This is a genomic window from Sporosarcina sp. P37, assembly GCF_002109365.1.
Classification (GTDB): Bacteria; Bacillota; Bacilli; order Bacillales_A; family Planococcaceae; genus Sporosarcina.
This window is the reverse complement of record NZ_CP015349.1, coordinates 489,484-505,234: the sequence shown is the minus strand read 5'-3', so window position 1 is coordinate 505,234 and position 15,751 is coordinate 489,484. Positions and strand designations below refer to the sequence as shown.

13 protein-coding genes are annotated in these 15,751 nt (G+C 44.1%); 9 read left to right on the top strand and 4 right to left on the bottom strand.

Annotation, left to right across the window (positions count from 1 at the left end; genetic code table 11):
* Positions 1 to 38: 38 nt before the first annotated feature.
* Positions 39 to 839 (top strand): phosphate ABC transporter ATP-binding protein PstB, encoded by an 801-nt coding sequence (gene pstB, locus SporoP37_RS02750; RefSeq protein ID WP_099662730.1) that lies wholly within the window; start codon positions 39 to 41, stop codon positions 837 to 839.
* A gap of 9 nt (positions 840 to 848) precedes the next feature.
* Positions 849 to 1,628, top strand: coding sequence for a phosphate ABC transporter ATP-binding protein PstB (pstB, locus tag SporoP37_RS02745; protein WP_085430197.1), 780 nt, complete (start codon positions 849 to 851; stop codon positions 1,626 to 1,628).
* A gap of 89 nt (positions 1,629 to 1,717) precedes the next feature.
* Here the strand turns inward: pstB (SporoP37_RS02745) and trhO are convergent, their stop codons facing one another.
* Positions 1,718 to 2,695: an oxygen-dependent tRNA uridine(34) hydroxylase TrhO gene (gene trhO / locus SporoP37_RS02740; protein WP_085430196.1), complete on the bottom strand. Its 978-nt coding sequence runs from the start codon at positions 2,693 to 2,695 to the stop codon at positions 1,718 to 1,720.
* A 386-nt stretch (positions 2,696 to 3,081) separates the two neighbouring features.
* Here trhO and SporoP37_RS02735 point away from each other — a divergent pair, with 386 nt between their 5' ends.
* Complete coding sequence (locus SporoP37_RS02735; protein WP_081242206.1) at positions 3,082 to 4,464, top strand: polysaccharide deacetylase family protein; 1,383 nt, start codon at positions 3,082 to 3,084, stop codon at positions 4,462 to 4,464.
* Positions 4,465 to 4,654: 190 nt separating this feature from the next.
* A complete protein-coding gene (locus SporoP37_RS02730) occupies positions 4,655 to 5,470 on the top strand; it encodes a DUF368 domain-containing protein (protein WP_081242205.1) in 816 nt (271 codons plus the stop codon).
* 41 nt (positions 5,471 to 5,511) lie between these two features.
* Here SporoP37_RS02730 and SporoP37_RS02725 read toward each other — a convergent pair whose 3' ends face one another.
* On the bottom strand, positions 5,512 to 7,014 hold the full coding sequence (locus SporoP37_RS02725; RefSeq protein ID WP_081242204.1) for a catalase: 1,503 nt from the start codon (positions 7,012 to 7,014) through the stop codon (positions 5,512 to 5,514).
* A 254-nt stretch (positions 7,015 to 7,268) separates the two neighbouring features.
* Here SporoP37_RS02725 and SporoP37_RS02720 point away from each other — a divergent pair, with 254 nt between their 5' ends.
* The 5 genes from SporoP37_RS02720 (at position 7,269) to cydC (ending at position 14,097) form a co-directional block, all read left to right on the top strand.
* Entirely contained in the window at positions 7,269 to 7,763 is a 495-nt protein-coding gene (locus SporoP37_RS02720; protein ID WP_081242203.1) for a hypothetical protein, read from the top strand.
* A 482-nt stretch (positions 7,764 to 8,245) separates the two neighbouring features.
* Positions 8,246 to 9,649 (top strand): cytochrome ubiquinol oxidase subunit I, encoded by a 1,404-nt coding sequence (locus SporoP37_RS02715; protein ID WP_085431663.1) that lies wholly within the window; start codon positions 8,246 to 8,248, stop codon positions 9,647 to 9,649.
* On the top strand, positions 9,636 to 10,652 hold the full coding sequence (gene cydB, locus SporoP37_RS02710) for a cytochrome d ubiquinol oxidase subunit II (RefSeq protein ID WP_085430195.1): 1,017 nt from the start codon (positions 9,636 to 9,638) through the stop codon (positions 10,650 to 10,652). Before SporoP37_RS02715 ends, cydB begins: the two co-directional genes overlap by 14 nt.
* Positions 10,652 to 12,373, top strand: coding sequence for a thiol reductant ABC exporter subunit CydD (gene cydD, locus SporoP37_RS02705; protein WP_085430194.1), 1,722 nt, complete (start codon positions 10,652 to 10,654; stop codon positions 12,371 to 12,373). The genes cydB and cydD overlap by 1 nt, the downstream gene beginning before the upstream one ends.
* On the top strand, positions 12,370 to 14,097 hold the full coding sequence (gene cydC, locus SporoP37_RS02700) for a thiol reductant ABC exporter subunit CydC (protein ID WP_085430193.1): 1,728 nt from the start codon (positions 12,370 to 12,372) through the stop codon (positions 14,095 to 14,097). Before cydD ends, cydC begins: the two co-directional genes overlap by 4 nt.
* A gap of 321 nt (positions 14,098 to 14,418) precedes the next feature.
* Here cydC and SporoP37_RS02695 read toward each other — a convergent pair whose 3' ends face one another.
* Entirely contained in the window at positions 14,419 to 14,907 is a 489-nt protein-coding gene (locus SporoP37_RS02695) for a DedA family protein (RefSeq protein WP_085430192.1), read from the bottom strand.
* An 18-nt stretch (positions 14,908 to 14,925) separates the two neighbouring features.
* Positions 14,926 to 15,705 (bottom strand): archaetidylserine decarboxylase, encoded by a 780-nt coding sequence (asd, locus tag SporoP37_RS02690; RefSeq protein ID WP_158233659.1) that lies wholly within the window; start codon positions 15,703 to 15,705, stop codon positions 14,926 to 14,928.
* Positions 15,706 to 15,751: the final 46 nt, after the last annotated feature.

The window sequence follows — 15,751 nt, the reverse complement described above, 5'->3', positions numbered from 1 at the left end:
GGATTCCTATGCAATCAGTTGCTTTGCAGCCAGCCGGAATGAAAACCAACTCGACGAAAACGGCGGACGGTCACACTATTCAACCCGGCTCTGTACTCCAAACAAATAAGCTGTCCGTCTATTATGGTAAACATCGGGCTGTAGATCAAGTGAGTCTGGCATTCCCTCAACAATCCGTCACTGCATTGATCGGTCCATCGGGATGTGGAAAATCAACGTTTTTGCGTTCTATTAATCGCATGAATGAGGGCATTGATGATTGCTGTACAGAAGGGGAAATTTATTATAAAGGCGCAGAACTTCATTCTCCATATGTCAACTTACTTGAAGTCCGCAAACAGATTGGCATGGTATTTCAGCGGCCGGTACCGTTCGCCAAATCCATATTTAAGAATGTGGCATCTGGACCTATGCGGCATGGTGTGAAAAAACAGACGGAACTGCAGGAGATTGTGGAAGACAGTTTGAAGAAAGCCGCTCTATGGGATGAAGTGAAAGATCATTTACATACATCCGCCTTGCGTTTATCAGGCGGTCAGCAACAGCGCCTTTGTATCGCAAGAGCGCTTGCAATGAAACCGAGCGTATTATTATTGGACGAACCTGCGTCCGCACTCGATCCAGTATCTACAGCGAAAATTGAGGAATTGATATCCCAATTGAAAAATGACTATACAATAATCATCGTGACGCATAATATGCAGCAGGCAGCAAGGATTTCGGATGAAACGGCGTTCTTTTATATGGGGCGTGTGATTGAACATGGACAGACCGAACAGATATTCAATCATCCGCGTTATGAACAAACCTCCCATTATATAAATGGACGAATCGGATAGGAGAGAGCGATGATGAAGCAAACGAAAACGATGAAGCGGTCAGTGATTCAAACGGAAGATCTGCAATTCTACTATGATTCCCATCATGCATTGAAAAATATTAACCTTCAGTTTGAAGAGAAACAAATCACAGCGCTCATTGGACCGTCTGGCTGCGGCAAATCGACCTTTTTACGGATCATCAACCGCATGAATGACCTAATTCCCGGAGTACGGGCAGAAGGAGCTGTTTGGATCGGAAAGGAAAATATATTGGATTCTTCTATTGATCCCGTGGAGCTGCGTAAGAAAGTAGGGATGGTCTTCCAGCATGCTTCCGTATTTCCGCTTTCGATTTATGAAAACATTGCCTACGGACCGCGAATTCAAGGTGAGAACAATAAAAAAGTGTTGGATGAGATGGTAGAAACGAATCTGCGTGCTGCAGCTCTATGGGATGAAGTGAAAGATCAGCTGGATAAACCTGCCGGAGGTCTATCAGGCGGACAGCAGCAGCGGCTGACCATTGCAAGAACACTTGCGACGAAACCCGAAATATTATTGATGGATGAACCTACCTCTGCATTAGACCCAATCTCTACCGGAAAAGTTGAAGAGTTGATCAAAAATCTTAAAGAACAGTACACAATTATTATTGTCACGCATAATATGCAGCAGGCAGCCAGAATTTCTGATTTCACCGCATTTTTCCTTAACGGAGAAGTAAAAGAATATGGTCCAACAGCTGCTTTTTTTACTTCACCGGCATTCCCTGAAACGAAAGATTATATTGCAGGGAAGTTTGGGTGAGCGGGTGTTAACAATACGATTCACTTAAAAACACAAGAAAAAGGATGCCCTTGAAGTATGATGTACACTTCAAAGAGCATCCTCTTGTTTTATTGTGAAATGGTTTCATTTTCACGCAACGCTTCAATTTTAGGAAGACGTTCATCATACTCAGCAACTGTCATATCGTGCTCAACGAAATAGCGGTTGCGGGGATGGGTGCGGCAATCGTCTGAACAGCTGCGCATATAGAGGTGCTCGTTCTCTTCAGAACATAAGATCTTCGCATTGCACTCCGGATTCGCGCAGTTTACATAACGCTCACAAGGTGTGCCGTCGAAATGATCACGGCCTACGATTACATGCTCCACCTGATTGATGGGAACCGCGATGCGCTCATCAAACACGTAGCACTGGCCATCCCATAACTGACCTTTTGCTTTTGGATCTTTACCGTACGAAACAATTCCGCCGTGTAAATGTGCCACATCTTCAAAACCTTCGCGCTTCAGCCAGCCTGTGAATTTTTCACAGCGAATACCGCCTGTGCAGTAAGCCAAAATTTTCTTGCCTTCGAGCTTATCTTTGTTTTCAGTTACCCATTGCGGAAGATCACGGAAGTTTTCAATATCCGGACGAATTGCCCCCCGGAAATGTCCTAAATCATATTCATAATCATTCCGTGCGTCTAATATGACAGTATTCTCCTCTTGCATTTGCTGTAAAAACTGTTCAGGCTCCAAATATTCGCCCGTCAGTTCCAAAGGATTCACGTCTTCAGCCAGGCTGAGGTTGACGATTTCCGGACGGTGACGAACGTGCATTTTTTTGAAGGCATGTCCATCTGTTTCGTCAATCTTAAACCAAATGTCAGCGAAGCGGGGATCTGCTTTCATATGTTCCATGTAGGCATCAGTTTGTTCAATCGTACCTGAACAAGTTCCGTTAATACCTTCTTCTCCCACAAGAATTCGTCCTTTTAATCCTGTTTCTTTACAAAATGCCAAGTGTGAAGCTGCGAACTCTTCGGGCTCCTCAATCGTGACATATTTGTAAAACAATAATACTCGATAGTTCTTCTGTTCCATGTAAATTACCGCCTTCTGTTTAATCTTTGCAGTAGACAACAGCCGAGATCGGTGTGTACAAAAGGAAAATGATTCCCTTCAGCTCGAAGTTGCAAAATTCGGGCCCAAAATAGTATAGCATATTTTCATTTTCCAGAAAAGGATAACTGTGCTGTATTGATTCATCTTAAAGAAAAAAAGAAGAAGGAAGAATTGGCCATATTGTTGTGAAAGCTTGATTTTGTTGTATACTAGTAGATAGAAAAATGTCCATTGTTTGGGAAGCCATGCATTGTATGGATAGATATGCACCATAAAAACTGCATATCATAAACAAGGCAAAAGGACATAAGAATGGTAAAACGTGCAGAGCTTATTCGAGCGGTGTGCACTAAAGGAGTCTTTCCATGAACGTTAAAGATAAAAAACGCCGTTCACAATGGATTGATCGCGCATTGTTAATTACAATCATCACGATGACCGCGGTCACTCTATTCTTAATCGTGAACGTCATGAAAAATAATGCAAGTACCGAAACTGAGCAGCACGCAACAGAGGAAATCATACCTGCACCAACACAGGAAGTGTCAGTGGAATCCAGTACATCTGCATTTCCTGGCATTAAAATCGTAACCGAAAAACAAAATGATTCAGCAGGTCCGTTTATTATCGAATATCCTGAGACAGAGTATGAAACATTCAATAAGCGTGTAATGGATCATATTGAAAAAGTAAAAACGCGTTATTCGGACGAAGTGCAGAACAGCGAACACAAAGTCACTAAATTGGCTGTTTCTTTTGAGACACTTCAGCATCTGTCCGGAAATTATTCATTTGTCATGCAGGCCACCACCTATTTTGCAGACAAAGAAAGCCATACAGAGATCAAAACATTCCACATTAATCCGGAAACAGGGAAGGAACTAATGATGCGTGATATAGCGGATCAGAACTTGGAGAAATTGAAGCGGATAGCCCATGTAGTGCGCGAAGAAATTTATCACAGTCCTGCACTTAAAGACGATTTGATAAGAGACAGTGTATGGCAGCCAACTGAACCGATGTGGGTAAACTATCGTAATTTTGCTTTAACAGATGATGCATTGGTAGTGTATTTCGGAACGGGTGAATTCACGAAAAGACAGGCGGGGCCTGCGACAGTGGAAATTCCGCTTGAAAAATTAAACCCATTTTTAGCGAAAGAGTTCCAAGTATCTTCAACGCAAGAGAACAAAGATAAAAAGATTGCTTTGACGTTTGACGATGGCCCAGATCCAAACTATACAATGAAAATCTTGAATATACTCGAAAAATATGATGCTAAAGCAACTTTCTTCATGCTCGGTAATCGTGTTAATCTATATCCGTCCATTGCGAAAGAAGTAGCTGATGCAGGCCATGAAATCGGTAACCACTCTTGGAACCATCCATCATTGACTGACGTTACGGATGATGAATTACAATCGGAAGTTCATGATACATCAGAGATAATATGGGAAGTGATAGGAAAACCTGCCACGGTTTTCAGACCGCCTTATGGCGCAGTCGATAATCGGGTGAGAGAGAGCACAAAATTGCCTGTCGTCTTATGGAATCTCGATACACTGGATTGGGATCACCATGACCCCGAATTAATGCTTGAACACGTCCAAAAGGACAGCAGAAACGGCAGTATCATCTTAATGCATGACATTCATAAGTCAACAGCGGATGGTCTGGAAGCTATACTTGAATCATTGAAATCACAGGGATATAAATTTGTGACGGTATCTGAATTAGAGAGTTATTAAAGTGAAGTTGTTTCATTGTTTCAGCGAACAATGGAACAACTTTTGTTTTGCGCAGTCCTATTTATATGGAGCTGTTCATATACTGTTCAAACAGATGGAGCAAGCAGTAAAAGGAAAGGTTATACACTGTCAGCAGCAGAGGGCAGCGTGATATACTATACGGAATGAAATCATTGGAGGAACAACAGGCATGGAATGGAGAAATTTATATCGCGGTTTTTTAATGGGAATCAGTGATCTGATCCCGGGCGTAAGTGGCGGAACAATTGCTTTTATTTTAGGGATATACGATCAGCTGCTCAGTTCAATCAGCGGATTTTTCAGTAAAGACTGGAAGAAACACATTGGCTTCCTTATTCCCTTGGCGATCGGGATGGGGGCAACGATTATTTTATTCAGTAAAGTCATTTCGTATTTGCTGAAGCATTATCATGAACCTACACAATTTTTCTTTTTAGGATTAATTATCGGTGTGATTCCGTTTGTATCCAAACAGGCAGGATTAAGGACGAACTTTGCATTTCGTCATTTTGTGCTGATTCTCATAGTGGCGGCTGCTTTAGCTTCGACTGTTTTCATTAAGCCGGCTGACCCGCTTACGATCACGCATCTGACGGCTAAAACAGCTGTTATCTTATTCTTTTCCGGATGGGCCGGCAGTATGGCAATGCTGCTGCCGGGTGTCAGCGGGTCATTTGTATTGCTGCTGCTAGGGGTGTATACAACTGTCATCACCGCTATTTCTAACTTTAATATCCCCATTATTATCGCAACAGGTGCAGGAATTGCAGTTGGTTTTGTAGTCAGCAGTAAAGTGATCCGCTATTTGCTGTCACATTTCCGTACGGGAATGTTTGCCGTCATCATCGGGCTGATTCTTGGTTCCGTTTTCGTTATTTTTCCTGGAATCCCGGAAAGCGGCACGCCGTATGTAATGAGTATTATCGCGATTATTTTAGGATTGATCATTGCCAACATATTGAATGCCGTTGGGGATCAGGCATAACGAAAAAGCCGCTTGGGAAATTTTCCAAGCGGCTTTTGAGTTTATTCGATAATGGTCGTTGTATTTTCAATATCTACTTCTTCCATCGGGATATCCAGTGCTTTCGCTACGCCTTCACCGTATTTTGGATCAGCAAGGTAGCAGTGGCGGATATGTTTGATTTTGATTTCTCTTGGTGCATCGCCCATATTACGTGCCGTATTATCAAACAGACGCTGCTGTTCATCACTGCTGAGTATATTGAACAGTTTACCCGGCTGTGTAAAGTAATCATCATCGTCTTCACGGAAGTTCCAGTTGTCCGCGTCGCCGTGTATTTTTAGTGGCGGCTCTTTGAAGTCTGGCTGTTCCTGCCATTCGCCGTAGCTGTTTGGCTCGTAGTGTGTCGTAGCGCCCAAATTGCCGTCTACACGCATTGCGCCGTCACGGTGGAAACTATGGAACGGACATTTTGGTGCGTTGACCGGAATTTGGTGATGATTGACGCCTAAACGATAACGCTGTGCATCACCGTAAGAGAATAAACGTCCTTGCAGCATTTTGTCAGGAGAGAATCCGATCCCCGGTACGATAGCTGCCGGCGTGAATGCGGCCTGCTCCACTTCTGCAAAATAGTTTTCAGGATTGCGGTTTAATTCAAATTCGCCGACTTCAATTAATGGGAAATCTTTTTTATACCAGACTTTTGTTAAATCAAATGGATTATACGGCATTTCCATCGCCTGTTCTTCTGTCATTACCTGGATATACATTTTCCATTTAGGGAAATTGCCATCATCGATATTCGACAGAAGATCGCGCTGTGAACTTTCACGGTCTGTCGCAATCGTTGCTGCAGATTCTTCATCTGTTAAATTATGAATCCCTTGTTGGGAACGGAAGTGAAACTTGACCCAGTGACGTTCATTATTTTCATTGATCATACTGAACGTATGGCTGCCGAAACCATGCATTTCGCGGTAAGATCTTGGAATACCGCGGTCACTCATCAGAATCGTGATTTGGTGAAGTGCTTCAGGAAGAGATGTCCAGAAATCCCAGTTGTTTTTCGGGCTCCGCAAGTTTGTGCGGGGATCTCGTTTTACTGCGTGATTCAAGTCAGGGAACTGGAGCGGATCACGGAAGAAGAATACAGGTGTGTTGTTGCCGACTAAATCCCAGTTACCTTCCTCAGTATAGAATTTTAAAGCAAATCCGCGGATATCACGTTCTGCATCAGCAGCGCCGCGTTCGCCGGCAACTGTGGAGAATCGTGCAAACATCTCGGTCTTTTTGCCAATCTCTGAAAATAGCTTTGCTTTCGTATACTTCGTAATATCATGCGTAACAGTGAATGTGCCGTAAGCACCTGAACCTTTTGCGTGCATTCTGCGTTCAGGAATAACTTCACGGTCAAAATGTGCCAACTTTTCCAGCAGCCACACGTCTTGCAGCAGCAAAGGACCTCTTGGACCGGCAGACATAGAGTTTTGATTATCAACTACAGGAGCACCGGCAGCGGTTGTTAATTTTCTCTTTTGAGAATTGTTCTCATTAATAGTCATTGAAAATTCCTCCTTCTTCGTTCGATTGTTAACTACAAATACAATTATACCAGACGCTAACAGAAATTAAAAGTGTTATTTATAATGATTATTAAATAGTAATTAATACATTTAAATAAAGTTTATTAATTACTGTAATCATATCGTAATTTGTCGAAGTGGATTTGTCTAGAAATAGGTTCTGCATCGCGCTAAAATATAAAAATCATGTATAATAATGATAGAATTTGTTTTACCGGAAAGGATATCAATCAATGAGAGTTATGAAAAAATGGTTTTTATATGCAGCTGTACTTACTTGTCTGTCGCTGGCATTGGCTGCGTGTAATAAGGATGAAGAAACACCAGCGCCAGAAAAGTCGCAGGATAAAGTGCAGGAAATGCCTGAAGAAGAATCCGTGCAAATTCCTTCCGTTACAGATGAAGTGCTGTATCAGAAGGCAGTGGAAAATCTCAAGGCAAAAGGGTTTACTGTCGGCGAACCTGAAGAAGCAGCAATTGATATGTTTCGTGCGGAAAGCGGCATGGCGTTAACTATAAACGGGGAACCTTTACTTCCGCTGCACTTGTACAAACTGGACGCGTCTGATCAGCGTCTTCAGGAACTGGATGAGACTGGTGAACTTACGGTTTATGTCGGCAGTAAAGTTGAAAAGCTTGCTGTAAAAAGAATAGATCACTTCATTATATATCTTCATAAAGCACATCCTGATTATGTGGAGATTATGAAAGTGATCGATGAAATCTAAATGCTTCGGCCTGCTTCTGTTTACTAGAAGCAGGCCGTTTATTTGTTTTGCGTTCTTTTTCTGCCTTATGTGAAAGACATGCGACTTCTAGTAATGATAGGGCGGGCGGTCAGCATGGTCCTTCTCCTCACACATCTTCTCCAAAACCTTCCGGCAAAAATACTCTGTAAACGTAAGAACTTCACACTATATGATTTGCAAACTCTGAAAATCACCCATACCCCCTAGCCGCACCTAAAAGAAGAGTAGCCTGACAGCGAGAAAGCGCCAGTACATGGCTGCATAATTCCCCCCAATACCCAACAAAATCCAGCCAATTTGTATTTTCTGAGCATTGTTACAAAGCCGCCATAACTTATAGACAATTTTGACATAAGTTCGCAGGTTTGTAACAGGAATATCGTACATAGTTCACGAACTATTTTTTGCTGTGCGCTATCCTAGATGTAGAAGCAAAGATCGAAAGGAGATCATCAAAAATGCTGGAAGAAGTCTTATTAGCTAGAATCCAATTCGCATCTACCACCTTATTTCATTTCATTTTTGTTCCGCTGTCGATCGGATTGGCATTGATCATTGCAATTATGCAGACGATGTATGTCGTCAAAAAAGATGAAATGTACCTTAAAATGACGAAATTCTGGAGTGTGTTCTTTCTTATTAACTTCGCAATTGGCGTAGTGACCGGTATTATTCAAGAGTTTCAATTCGGAATGAACTGGTCAGCTTACTCCAGATTCGTAGGGGATATATTTGGCGCCCCTTTGGCTGTGGAAGCGTTGCTTGCGTTTTTCCTCGAATCTACGTTTATCGGAATCTGGATTTTCGGATGGAATAAACTGCCGAAAAAACTGCACTTAGCCTGTATATGGTTAGTCTCTATCGGAACGATAATGTCTGCATTTTGGATATTGGCTGCCAACTCCTTCATGCAAAATCCGACAGGCTATGTGTTACAAAAGGGCCGTGCCGAAATGAATGACTTTATAGCAGTTCTGACAAATGAAAAGCTATGGGTTGCATTCCCGCACACTGTGTTCGGAAGTTTCGCAACGGGCGCATTTTTCGTAGTGGGTGTCAGCGCTTGGTATTTGATTAAGAAACGAAAAGTTGAATTCTTTAAGAAGTCCCTGGCGATTTCATTGGTTGTCGGTATGCTGTCAGGGTTAGGAATTGCATTTTCAGGTCACTCCCAAGCTCAATACTTAATGCACGAACAGCCAATGAAAATGGCGGCGGCAGAAGGGCTGTGGGAAGACAGCGGTGATCCGGCTGCCTGGACACTGTTTGCGAAGATTGACGTGGAAAATCGTGAAACAACAGGGCGTATCGATATTCCTTACATGCTGAGCTATTTAACATACAGCGAGTTCAAAGGGAAAGTACAGGGGATGAACGCGCTTGAACAGCAAATGATAGAAAAACACGGGGAAGGCAGTTATATACCGCCAGTTAAAACAACATTCTGGAGTTTCCGCATCATGGTGGTAACAGGCGGCACATTGCTTGGGCTGGCAGCGCTCGGTCTGCTGCTTATGTACCGCAAGAAAATCACAGAATCCGTTTGGTTCCTCCGTCTCCTGATAGCCGGAATCTTCCTGCCGTTCATCGGGAATTCATTCGGATGGATTATGTCGGAAATGGGACGTCAGCCTTGGGTGGTAAACGGTTTGATGAAGACAGCAGACGGCATATCGCCGAACGTATCGGCCGGTCAGATTCTGTTTTCACTTATTTCCTTCTCTGCGATTTATACGATCCTCGGTATTATCATGGTCGTATTGTTTGTGAAATTCATCCAGCGCGGTCCGGAAGAGCGGCCTGTAAAGGATGTATCGGCAACAGATCCGTTTGAAACAGGAGGTGCGGGACATGCCGTTAAGTGATATTTGGTTTATATTAATCGCAGTCCTATTTACGGGATTCATCTTTCTGGAAGGCTTCGACTTTGGTGTCGGAATGAGCACGAAGTTTTTAGCAAGAAATGATTTGGAAAAACGGGTCATCATCAATACGATCGGACCTGTTTGGGATGCCAATGAAGTATGGCTGATAACTGCGGGCGGTGCGATGTTTGCCGCATTCCCGCACTGGTATGCGACGGTGTTCAGCGGATATTATCTGCCGTTTGTCGTGCTGCTGCTGGCGTTCATCATCAGAGGGGGGGCATTTGAATTTCGCGGGAAAGGTGACTCGGAAACATGGGTTAAGACGTGGGATTGGGCGATTTTCATCGGAAGCATCTTGCCGCCATTTTTGTTTGGTGTATTTTTCACCAGTTTAATTCAAGGTCTGCCGATTGACGCGGATATGAATATGTACGCAGGCTTTACTGATTTCGTCAATGTATATACAGTAATCGGCGGCCTGGCGTTCGTCGTGTTAACGTACTTGCATGGTCTGCTGTTCATCGGTCTGAAAACAGAAGGGGAGTTACGCAGCCGGGCAAATGCTGCTGCACGTAAAGTGTATGCTTTGGCAGGTAGTTTCCTCATCCTGTTTATGGTATTTACGTATGCGGATACAAATGCATTCGCAGATCACGGAGCTATTCTGGTTCCATTATACAGTTTGGCAATTGTGCTGTATGGTTTGCTATTCTTCTTCTTAAAGAAAAAGCGGGAAGGATTCAGCTTTACGATGACTGGGTTAGTGCTGATTATTATTATGGCAAGCTTTTTCATCGCTTTATTCCCAAATGTGATGATCAGTACTATAGATCCTGCATTTAATATGTCAATTGCCGATGCAGCTTCGGGTGATTATTCATTGAAAATCATGACGATCGTAGCATTTACTATGGTGCCAATCGTTTTGGCGTATACAATCTGGAGTTATTATGTGTTCCGTAAACGGTTGACAGGTGATAAGGAGCATCTAGAATACTAATGGATAAATACTTGCTTCAATACAAAGGAAGTAAACGAGTGATGGCATTGATTGGACTGCTTACTGCAGTTCAGTCAATCGCTATTGTTTTTCAGGCAATCTACTTAGCAAAAGCGATTACACAGTTGTTCCAAGGCGCAGACTGGAGTCAAGCACTTCGGTCATTTGTGGTTTTTATCGCAGCGAATAGTCTGCGTCATTTCTTCCAATGGGCAAAAGAACGAATGGCCTATCGCTTCGCGGATCAGACAGCAAAAGAATATGAACAGCAATTACTGAAGAAAATCTTTGATCTGGGGCCGCGGGCTGTCGGGAAATACGGTTCGGGCCATTTGGTGACACTTGGCCTGGAAGGGGTGCCGAAGTTCAGAAAGTACCTGGAATTGCTTATACCGCGCACGCTGTCGATGGCTATCGTGCCATTCGTCATTGTCCTGTATGTATTTACATTGGATATCATGTCCGCTGTTACACTGATTGTGGTCTTGCCGATTCTGATTGTATTTCTCATTTTGATCGGATTGGTTTCCCAAAAGAAAATCGATGAACAGATGAATACGTACCGATTATTGTCGCGGCATTTTGTGGACTCTCTGCGCGGGATTGTCACGTTGAAATATCTCGGCCGCAGCCGTGCCCATGAGCAATCTATAGCAACAGTCAGTGATAAATACCGGATCGCCACCAACCGTTCTTTGCGCTATGCGTTTCTGTCCTCGTTTTCACTTGACTTTTTTGCCAGTTTATCCGTGGCAGTGGTGGCGGTAGAGCTTGGATTACGCTTAATTAATGGACAGATGCTGCTGGAACCTTCGCTCGCTATATTAATTTTGGCGCCTGAATATTTCTCGCCTGTCCGGGAGCTCGGGAATGATTTCCACGCAACTGCGGACGGCAAGGATGCCAGTATGCAAATTCACAAAATACTGGAAGAACCATCGCCTGATCAGCCGGCAGTTGATTCACCGGCGGCAGCTTGGAATTCCGGCTCTACTTTGGAATTGCGAGGCGTTGAAGTCAAGACAGATGAGCAAACGATCTTTGAAGGGTTGAATCTGCAATTACATGGTTTCAGTAAAATAGGCGTCATCGGCCACTCGGGTGCAGGCAAGTCCACGCTGATCGATGTCTTGTCGGGCTTTACATTGCCGACTGACGGACACTGTGTGCTTGACGGGCAAAAGCTGCCGCATCTGGCCGCTGCCGGCTGGCAAAATCAAATTGCCTACATACCGCAGCATCCGACGATTTTCCCGGATACGGTACTGGAAAACATCCGATTTTACGAACCGGATGCGTCTGAAAGTGAAGTGCGCGAAGCTGCGGAACGGGTTGGATTGGATGAATTAATCAAGACATTCCCTGCTGGCTATGAAGAACGGATCGGCGCCGGTGGCCGTGTATTGAGCGGAGGAGAAGAGCAGCGGGTAGCCCTGGCACGCTCATTGCTTCAGCGCCGTCAAGTTTTATTATTTGATGAACCGACTGCCCATTTGGATATTGAAACGGAGCATGAATTAAAACAGATGATCATACCGCTGCTGGAAGATAAGCTGGTTGTCTTCGCCACGCACCGTATCCACTGGATGCAGGAAATGGATACAATTATCGTGCTGGACAGCGGCAAGGTAGTGGAAACAGGGACCCATGAAGAGCTGCTTCACTCAGATGGCGCCTACTGCCGTTTACTTGAAGCACGAGGGAGGGGGCACGCTGTATGAACTTGTACAAGCAATATATACTTCCTTATGCCCGGAAATATAATCGGACTGTCCTGTCGACCATACTGCTGGGAACGTTGACTATCCTTTCAGCTGCGATGCTGACGTTCACATCCGGTTATTTAATTTCACGCACATCTGAACGGCCCGAAACCATTTTGCTCGTCTATATTCCGGTCGTTGCGGTACGCACATTTGGGATATCGAGAGCCGTTCTGCGTTACGTAGAGCGTTTGCTTGGTCATAATGCCGTTTTGAAAATTATTGCAGATATGCGGGTCGGACTCTATCACGTGCTGGAGCCGCAGGCATTATTCATACGCTCACGTTTTCAGACAGGAGATCTGCTCGGAACACTGGCTGACGACATTGAACATTTACAGGACGTCTATATAAGGACGCTGTTTCCAACGGTCATCGGACTGTTTCTGTACAGTTTTTCTGTCATTGTCCTCGCGGTGTATGACTGGAAATTTGCGCTCTTGATGGCGGTGTTATTGGCTGTTGTGACGTTGGTTTATCCGATGGTCTCACTTTATATAATGAAGAAAAATCAGCAGCAGTCAAAAAAGTTGCACAGTCAGCTGTATAATACGCTGACAGAAGGCATTTTCGGTTTGCGCGACTGGATGATCAGCGGCCGGAAGGAGCAATTTCTTTCTTCATTTCAGCAAGAAAGTCACGCCAGCCATGAAATTGATAAAAAACTGGCTTACTGGCAGCAGTCCCGCACCTTGCAGCTGCAGCTCTTTTCTGGTCTGCTTGTAATCATCGTCGGTATGTGGGCAGGTCAGCAGGCAGCGGCAGGTTCGCTGATGCCAACGTATATCGCAGCATTCACATTGGTGACTTTGCCGATTTTGGAAGGGCTGCTGCCTGTTTCGCACGCTATTGAGCGGCTGCCGGCTTATGAAGCTTCTTTGCAGCGAATCGACAAGATTCATCAGTACCGCGCAGAACACGAGGAAAAGACGGCGGAATACAAAGCAAACGATCCCGTATATATTGAACTGGATCGTGTCAGTTACCGTTATGAAGGACAAGAGAACAACGCTGTGCAGAATCTCTCATTAACTGTACGGCCGGGTGAAAAAGTGGCGGTGCTTGGCAAGAGCGGGGCAGGTAAGTCCACGCTGATTCAATTATTGCTCGGTACGATTACTCCTTCAAGCGGTCAGGTCCGAGTGAATCATCAGCCGTCTGACCGGTATGGGGATACTATTTATGAGATCATGAGTGTATTGAATCAAAAGCCGTATCTCTTTGCCACGTCCGTTGAAAATAATGTAAAGCTCGGCAATGCGTCCGCCACAGCAGAAGACGTGGAGCGCGCTGCGGAGCAAGTAGGTTTATATGAATATCTCGAAACATTGCCTGAAGGTTTGAAGACGCAAATGGAGGAAACTGGCCAGCGTTTTTCAGGCGGTGAGCGCCAGCGAATCGCATTGGCAAGAATTTTATTGAAACAAACGCCTGTTGTGATTTTAGATGAACCGACTGTAGGGCTCGATCCGGTAACAGAGTATTCACTGGTTGAAACGCTCCATCAGTCACTGCAGAACAACACAGTGATCTGGATTACACACCATTTGATGGGGATGGAAAAAATGGATCGCATCATTTTTATGGATAATGGGGAAATCGTAATGGAGGGAACCCATGAAGAATTACTGGCTGAGAATGAGCGGTATCGTCAGCTGTACGCGTTGGATCAAGGAATGTAACTGTCTGAAAGGCGAAGAGGCTGGGACAAAACTAAAAATAAAGTCCGTTCCCCTGCGCTCCAAAAGGCACGCTTTCCGCGGGGCGCGCTTGAGCCTCCTCGTCGCTGGCGCTCCTGCGGGGTCTCAACATTCGCGCTAAATCCCGCAGGAGTCGGCCTTTTTCCGCTCCGGTCCACTCAAATGCTTTGCAAAGTATTTATTAAAAAATAGACATAAAAAAGCGTAAGGGAACTCCTTTACGCTTTTTTCATATTATGTCCCAGTATGTTTAATTTGTCATGATGGCAGGTGTGGAAGCCGGCATGCCTGTTTTACTTTTATTTAGAAAAAAGGAAACTTGATGAAATAGCCGAGCAATACGCAGGCTGTAGTAGAGACAATTACGCCTGGAATCGCAAACAATATATAGCGCCGGATGGTCATGCCGCTCATGCCTGAAACATAGCAGATCAGATGACGCATGCCGGGAAGAAAATAGCCGAATGTTACCGTCCACGAACCATATGTCATAAACCAGCGTTCGATTTTTTGCATGCGCATAGGTGTAAGGAATAAATAATTGCCGAAGCGATGAATCAGCGGCTTGCCAATTTTTCTTCCGAGCATATATGTGAACAAAGTACCGACCATGACGCCGGAAATTGTGAAAAGTATGGTAAACACAAACTGAAATGTACCTGCTGAGGCCAGATATCCGGCAAATGCGACAAGTAATTCATCGGGCATAGGCAAGCCGAAAATACCAAGCGCCAAAAAGAAAAATATAGAAAGATAGCCGTACTGCGCGATATATAGCTGCATGTGCTCCATATTCAAAACCTCATTTGCTTAAGATTGCCACTCTCCGATCTTATCACCAACTTGAACATCTGTAAAAGGCAATTCTATTGGTTTGAATGAGTTTTTCGGTTCGATAAATAAAATAACGGTCGATCCAAAGGCGAAATGACCGAAATCCTGTCCTTTTACGCAATCCGTTGCAGAATCTGCAATGCGTATACTATTCACATTCAATGCGCCCACTTTCACAATTGCAACTTTTCCAAAATCAGTCGAAAGTTCAGAAATGATCCGGTGATTGGAAGAAAACAAATCGCTCTTCAAACGGATCCCTAGGTCGTTGACAGGATAAGAAGTGGAACCAAGCGCATAGCGGTTCGTTAATGTTCCTGAAACGGGGTAGTGAAAGTGATGATAATGCATAGGGGAAAGGTAAAATAAATAATAATAACCGTTTACGTAGGGCGCAGCTTTTTCCGGAGTGCCAAGCAGTGAAGTCAAACTATAAGTCTTGCCTTTTACGGTGAATTTCTGATGCTCATCTATTATTCCGGCATCGCTTAATACACCGTCTACCGGTGAAGTTAATACATTTGCACTTGTTTCGACAGGACGGCTCCCCGCTTTTAATGAACGGGTAAAGAATTCATTCAAACTATTGTAGTGACTGATCGGGTATTCTGCTTCCTGCAGTTGAATACGATAGAAGGACGCAAAGGGTTTGATTAACGGTTTACTGGCACGTGATGTGGTCAGCCGTTTCAATAAGGAAGAACAGATCGGTGAACCGGTCAATTCAACAAATGATCTAAAAATACGTGTTTTCATCTTTTCTTCCTTCCGCTTTAAGACTATAATAGAATAATACATGAGG

What these genes read in the sequence shown, in the direction of transcription:
- pstB (WP_099662730.1), top strand. Translation starts at nt 39, where the DNA reads ATGAAAACCAACTCGACGAAAACGGCGGACGGTCACACTATTCAACCC.
- pstB (WP_085430197.1), top strand. Translation starts at nt 849, where the DNA reads ATGATGAAGCAAACGAAAACGATGAAGCGGTCAGTGATTCAAACGGAA.
- trhO (WP_085430196.1), bottom strand. Translation starts at nt 2,695, where the DNA reads ATGGAACAGAAGAACTATCGAGTATTATTGTTTTACAAATATGTCACG.
- SporoP37_RS02735 (WP_081242206.1), top strand. Translation starts at nt 3,082, where the DNA reads ATGAACGTTAAAGATAAAAAACGCCGTTCACAATGGATTGATCGCGCA.
- SporoP37_RS02730 (WP_081242205.1), top strand. Translation starts at nt 4,655, where the DNA reads ATGGAATGGAGAAATTTATATCGCGGTTTTTTAATGGGAATCAGTGAT.
- SporoP37_RS02725 (WP_081242204.1), bottom strand. Translation starts at nt 7,014, where the DNA reads ATGACTATTAATGAGAACAATTCTCAAAAGAGAAAATTAACAACCGCT.
- SporoP37_RS02720 (WP_081242203.1), top strand. Translation starts at nt 7,269, where the DNA reads ATGAGAGTTATGAAAAAATGGTTTTTATATGCAGCTGTACTTACTTGT.
- cydB (WP_085430195.1), top strand. Translation starts at nt 9,636, where the DNA reads ATGCCGTTAAGTGATATTTGGTTTATATTAATCGCAGTCCTATTTACG.
- cydD (WP_085430194.1), top strand. Translation starts at nt 10,652, where the DNA reads ATGGATAAATACTTGCTTCAATACAAAGGAAGTAAACGAGTGATGGCA.
- cydC (WP_085430193.1), top strand. Translation starts at nt 12,370, where the DNA reads ATGAACTTGTACAAGCAATATATACTTCCTTATGCCCGGAAATATAAT.
- SporoP37_RS02695 (WP_085430192.1), bottom strand. Translation starts at nt 14,907, where the DNA reads ATGGAGCACATGCAGCTATATATCGCGCAGTACGGCTATCTTTCTATA.
- asd (WP_158233659.1), bottom strand. Translation starts at nt 15,705, where the DNA reads ATGAAAACACGTATTTTTAGATCATTTGTTGAATTGACCGGTTCACCG.